The organism is Sphingopyxis sp. LC81, assembly GCF_000756375.1.
In the GTDB taxonomy this organism is placed as follows: Bacteria; Pseudomonadota; Alphaproteobacteria; order Sphingomonadales; family Sphingomonadaceae; genus Sphingopyxis.
The window spans coordinates 23,936-30,085 of record NZ_JNFD01000016.1; the positions used below are offsets into that span (position 1 = coordinate 23,936).

Genomic DNA, 6,150 nt, shown 5'->3' on the forward strand with positions numbered 1-6,150 from the left:
AGGGAGACGAAATTCATGTCGTTACGGGGCAAAATCTTTACGTCCGCGATTGCAATCAGCGCGGCGCTGGTTTGCACGCCCGCGGCCGCGCAGACGCAGCAGCGCCGCGGTTATCAACTTGAAGCCCAGGATTTGGGTTCTGCGTTGCGGTCGGTCGGTCGAACGTCGAACAGCGAAATATACTTCGAGACGGACATCGTAGATGGAAAACGAGCGCCAGCCCTGAAAGGGCAGTACACGCCTCGCGAGGCCGTAGAAGTTCTGATCCAAGGGACGAACCTCGTCATCCTCGAACGGCGAGGGGCAATCATTATCCGTGAGCGATTTCCCCCGTCGCAAGCCGCGGTGAACGAGAGCAGCGGTCAAAGCACGATCATCGTTACCGGATCGCGCATTCGCGGGGCCCCTGCAACATCCCCAATCACGAGCGTCTCCCGACGAGATGCGGAACTGGCTGGCCAAACCGATCTCGGTCAAATGATCCGCGATCTCCCCCAGAATTTTTCTGGCGGTCAGAATCCAACGATCGCGGGGCCAGGCCAAGGAGGTACACAGAACACAACCGGATCCTCGGCACTTAATCTGCGCGGCTTAGGGCCTGATGCTTCACTCACGCTTATCAACGGGCATCGCGTCGCTTTCGACGCAATCTATCAGGGAGTTGACATATCAGCGATCCCGATTGCAGCCATTCAACGCATCGACGTCATGGCGGACGGTGCATCGGCGCTCTATGGCTCAGACGCTGTCGGCGGAGTTGCCAACGTGATCCTGCGCCGAGACGTCGACGGCATCATCACGTCTGCCAGGTTCGGCGCAGCCACGGACGGCGGCGCAAAGGCTCAGCAGTATAGTATCGTTGGCGGCCCTTCGTGGGAGGGCGGGAGTGCAATGGTCGCTCTTGATTACCGGCGCGTCACCGAAATCGTAGGCCGGCACCGCTCCTACACGAGTTCTCTGTCGCCAGACGCCACTATGATCGCCGGGCTCGAGCAGGTCGGTCTGGCCTTGGCGGGCCAACAGAAATTGACAGACAATCTCACATTCGAATTCGACGGAAATTACCTGCGTCGTACGGTGCCGCAATGCCTGACGGTCAGTGTAACAGCACCCGACTCTTGCTATGATGACGGCAGCGTCGTGTCCTCACGCGTGGAAAGTTGGTCGATATCGCCATCTTTGCGCCTCGCGCTGGCGTCCAACTGGACCGTCCGAATTTCCGGTACTTACAGCAAGAGTGACACATCGATCACTAATCATATCGTAACCGGCGGTGTCGAAACACTGCTGGTCCGACCGAAGTATTACAACGATCTAAAATCTATTGAAATCGGCGCAGAGGGGCCGCTGGTGAGCCTGCCTGGCGGGAACGCTCGATTGGCTCTAGGCGGCGGTTACAGATCAACTTCACTCGACTTTGATCTTCGCGGTTTCGTCGGGGGCGTCGAGCTTCCTTTTGGCACGTTCAATGAGGCTCGCGGAGTGGCATTCGGCTACGGCGAACTATTTTTGCCGCTCATCTCACGAGAGAATGAAATCAATTTCGTCGAGAAGTTACAGGTGGTCAGCGCACTGCGATACGAAGATCATAGAGGCATTGGGCGGGTTACAACACCTAAGATCGGAATGATCTATTCTCCAGTCAAAGGGCTGGATTTCAGAGCAAGTTGGGGCCGGTCATTCAAGGCGCCGACGCTTCACCAATTAGGACAAGCCTCGAACGCTCAGCTGACTCCGAGCGGCAACTATTTACCCTCCCCTCCTACCAGCCAACCCGTACTATATGTGTTCGGGGGAAATGAGAATTTGCGCCCTGAGCGCGCAACGACTTGGAACTTTTCGACTATTATCAATCCCGTAGCGCTGGACGGCCTGCAGGCTGAAGCAAGTTATTTCCGTATACGGTACCGCAATCGGGTTGCGGAGCCGGTCCTCTCTCCGAGCACCGCCTTTCTTCCGATTTACAGCCGGTTCGTCCAGCTAAATCCAACCGAGACCGACGTGCTTGACGCGATCAATGGACTCAATGGGGTGTTCATGAATTTGACGTCTGACCCCTTTGATCCGTCTGCCGTGGCCGCGATTTTTCGCAATAATTTGCAGAATGTCGCGCTTCAAACCGTCGAGGGAATGGACCTATCCATAAGCTACACGCGTGAGCTCGATCAGGATGGTCAGATATCGCTCAAGGGATCCGCCAGCTACATCGACAGCGAGCGAATTGTGACCGAAGGGATGGTGCCCACAAAGCAGGCTGGCATCATTTTTGCTCCGCCACACTGGCGTGGCCGTCTTCTTTCCACATGGGAGCGGGGTGCGATTACCTTGACCGCCATCGCCTCATATGTCGGAGGAACAAAGGATAATCGGGCGGCCCCTACCGCGAAAATCGCGTCCTTTACGTCATTTGATGCAGTTCTAAAGGTGCGAAGCACGGACAAGCGCGGCCTATTGGCCAACGTGGAATGGACGATAGGTGTCGAAAACCTCTTCAACAAGAAGCCGGCTCTGATCCGTACGAGCCTACCTTCAATCCCTCCGTATGACTCATTGAATCAATCGCCGGTTGGCAGAGTGGTGAATCTCACCATTACCAAGGCTTGGTGACATGTTTAGGGCTCTACGAAGCGGCGGATTGGTCGGGTTCGCTATCGTTGGCGGTATCATGGACGATGCTCGCGCGGCGGACCACTGTTCAGCCGCCCTGAACCAGGGTGGCAATGACCATCTGGCGATGCAAGTGACAGCCGAAACGCTTGTCGGCCTGCGAGATATCGGTCCGATTTATCGAGCTGATCCCGCGCGTGCTATCCTAGCCCTCTCGCCGAACAAGGATTCCGTCGCATTCCAGATCCAGCGTGGCGACGCCGGAACCAATAAGCATTGTGCCGCCTTGGTAGTTCTGCCGCTTCGAGCTGGTAGCGCAGCAGCCATCGTCGACACTGCCGATGAGTTGATCATGGACGCGGCGCCGGCATTCGGATGGGCGTCGTTTCATGTTGGCGTCCCCGCCCCCGTTACGCCTCGTTGGGCACCGTCTGGTGAGTGGGTCGCGTACTTGAAACGGGTCGATCGGTCGACACAGATTTGGATTGTCGATCTCACCAGCAAACGTGTCCGCCAGATAACTCACGCCGGCGTAGACGTGGAAGACTTCCGGATCACCGAAGATGGACGCATGATTGTTTATCAAACGCGCCCGGCGCTTCACGACAAGGTGAAGATGATCGATTTTGAGGGATTACGGGGCTGGCGATATGATTCTCGAGCGCTCCCGATAAAGACTGCTAGGCCTCAGTCGCCGAATTCGGTTCGAACGTACACTGCGTTGGTCATTGATGACGGCACCGAACGTCCAGCGACGGAGGCAGAGTCTGCAGCATTCGCGCAACCGCCTAGCGTCCCCCCCGAAGCACCCGCGTTCGCAATTGGCCCGAACCAACGAAAGGCCTGGATAGAGCCTGTCGGTGGTTCGCCCTTTCCACCCGATTATGCGCTGGTCGTCGAGGACAGAATGGGCAAGCGAGCAGTCTGCTCGGCTACGGTTTGCAAGCCGGACGCATGGACCCCGTTGTGGTGGACCGACGATGGAAGCAGGCTTCGTTTCACCCGGCGCGAGGGGTGGGGGAATAGTGTCACCGCGATCTATGAATGGGCACCCGGCAAAACGGCGCCCCGCCGCATTTACCGGACCACCGACGCATTGATAGAATGTCAGCCCGTTGCGAAGGATCTGCTTTGCCTGCGTGAACGGTCGCGTGTTCCCCGGCATCTCGTACGAATTAGCTTCGACGGTTCCAATGACACCACTTTATTTCGGTCGAACCCAGATTTCGTCTCCCTTAAACAAGGCGAAGTGAAGCGCCTGAATTGGCGCAATGATTGGGGCGTCGAATTCTATGGCGATCTTGTCTATCCGGTGAACTTCCGGGAAGGTGTCCGTTCTCCACTCGTCGTTGTCCAGTACCGAACCCGCGGTTTTCTAAGGGGGGGCGTTGGTGACGAGATTCCGATCCAGCCTTTGGCGAACAGAGGATACTTCGTTCTGGTGGTTGATATCCGTGACGCCGAAGCAATCGTGGGAAGAAAAACGACAGCAGCTGCACTGCAAACGACCTATGACCGGGATTTTGTGGGGCAACGGAACATTCTATCAGCGATTGAGACGTCCGTTCGATCGCTGGTCGATCAAGGTCTCGTTGATGCAGAGCGCATTGGTATCGCGGGGTTGAGTGCGGGCTCCGTCACCGTTCAGTTCGCCGCGCTGAATAGTTCCCTGTTCGCCGCGGGCTCTGTAAGCGGCTGCTGCCTGGAGCCGACCCAAGATGCGTTTCTTGGGCCGATGATCTCAGCAAGATATCACGAGGCTGGATGGCCCAAGCTTGCCGATCGGGACAATGTATTCTGGTCGAAAATTTCATTGATGATGCAGCCAGAGCGCGTGCAATTCCCGCTCCTGTTTCAAGCTGCGGACAGCGAGTATCTGGCTGCTCTTGGTAGCTACGTATCGATGTCGCAGGCCGGAGTTCCAACCGATCTTTTCCTGTTTCCTGGGGAGCATCACATAAAACAGCAACCCGCTCACCAGTTAGCGGTTTACAAGAGAAATCTCGCTTGGTTCGATTTTTGGCTCCGCGACGTTTTGCCGGAGGATCCGGTAGAGCGCGAGGAAGCAGTAAGGTGGTCGGCGATGAAGGGAAGGTGGCTTCGAGATGATGCATCGAAACGCCCTTAAGCCTTCTTGTTAGTCCTACAGGTGGTCGAAGGCCGATACCGAATTGGCAAGGATCGAGCCCCTCGCTGACCAGTGATTCACCCAAGCCTCGGTATCGAGGAGGGTCATAATGCGAGGGCGATCCACTGGACTCAACTTTTGGTCCGACAGCAGAATTTTTTCGAGGTGCAGACGATTCAGCAACCGTTGATCGGCAAGAGCGCCATCTAAAAGTCGCTCGGCGATTTGCAGTCGATTGCGCTCGATGAACTGGGCGACGAAACCTTCAGGCCCACCTTTGCCCTGACGCCTGGCTATCGACGCCGGCAGGACGGTTGAAAAGGCATTTCTTGCGACAGCACGATCAATGCCTCCCGCGCAGCTTTCCCATGTCGGAATGCTCAGGCATAGTTCGACCACAGGTTGCGACAAAAGCGGACAGATCATTGGAACCGACAAGAGTTTGTCGCGGTGTTCGATATGGTTCAAAGCCCGAAGAAGCAGGACCACGTGTCCCACCTTGCCGACTGGGGATGTATCGTCGGGTGGGAGCCACGGATGGACCGCGGGATTTCTAGCCTCTTCTGATAAAAACTCTTCGCTCAAACACTCGCGGACAGTAGGCCAGTCGAACTTCTGCTTTCGGTGTCGACTTTGACGAACTGCTGCACGCCAGACCTCCCAGACGCTAGCTCCCGTGATTGCACAAATGTCGTTCGCCGTTGCGAATATGTGGCGCGACCAGCCCTCCACTTGAATGCGATCCAAAATCGGTCGTGCAGAATGGGTCAGGTAGAATACGTTATCTCCACCGAGGCCGGCAAAGAAAGCATCGGCGTTCAGCCGTTCCACGGCATCGCGTACCGCATAATTGTAACTGAGTTCGTGCAGCATGCCATTGGGAATGGGCAAATCTCTGGCGGCCGAAATACCCAGTTCCACGACGTCATCGCGATAGGGAGTCTCGATAAGCTGCGCGTCGATCAATCGACAAACGTCTTGAGCATAAGCGCGCTCGTCGCCAACCGGATCATCGGTAGTCAAAGTGAGGCAGGAAACCGCTCGGCTGTGCTGCGCTAAAGATACAGCAACGATTGAAGAGTCCAATCCACCGGACAGCCCGACCACAGGGTTCTTATAGCAGGATGCCCAGGCGCTGTGCGTTGCCTGCACGATTCTTTTGAGACGTTCGGCGTTGCCCGCGCTCCCCTTTTGCGGGTGAATGTGATCCCAAGGGTTCCAGTAGTTTAAGATTTCGGTCGGTGCAGACGGGATTGTGATCGCACATCCCGCGAGAAGTTGGAAAATACCTGAGTGCCTGACTCAGAAGTTTCTCAAGCGTAGCAATACCTTGCAGTTCTGCGGGTGAGCATGCGGATGGAGGCTATCGTTATCCATGCCGTGGAGGATTCGATGGTAGTTTCCCAATCCTTGGC

The 6,150-nt window shown here is 56.3% G+C and carries 3 protein-coding genes and 1 pseudogene; 2 read left to right on the forward strand and 2 right to left on the reverse strand.

From position 1 onward, the window contains the following. Window positions 1-15: 15 nt before the first annotated feature. Complete coding sequence (locus tag FG91_RS08785) at window positions 16-2,607, forward strand: TonB-dependent receptor (protein ID WP_037514255.1); 2,592 nt, start codon at window positions 16-18, stop codon at window positions 2,605-2,607. A gap of 58 nt (window positions 2,608-2,665) precedes the next feature. Further along, window positions 2,666-4,735: an Atxe2 family lasso peptide isopeptidase gene (locus FG91_RS08790; protein ID WP_161785640.1), complete on the forward strand. Its 2,070-nt coding sequence runs from the start codon at window positions 2,666-2,668 to the stop codon at window positions 4,733-4,735. A 15-nt stretch (window positions 4,736-4,750) separates the two neighbouring features. On the opposite strand, the gene FG91_RS21380 is transcribed toward FG91_RS08790, so the two are convergent. Beyond that, window positions 4,751-5,842, reverse strand: a complete 1,092-nt coding sequence (locus FG91_RS21380) for an asparagine synthase-related protein (RefSeq protein ID WP_161785641.1) — start codon at window positions 5,840-5,842, stop codon at window positions 4,751-4,753. A 206-nt stretch (window positions 5,843-6,048) separates the two neighbouring features. Continuing rightward, window positions 6,049-6,150 (reverse strand): annotated as a pseudogene (locus FG91_RS21740) (IS5/IS1182 family transposase); the annotation flags it as partial.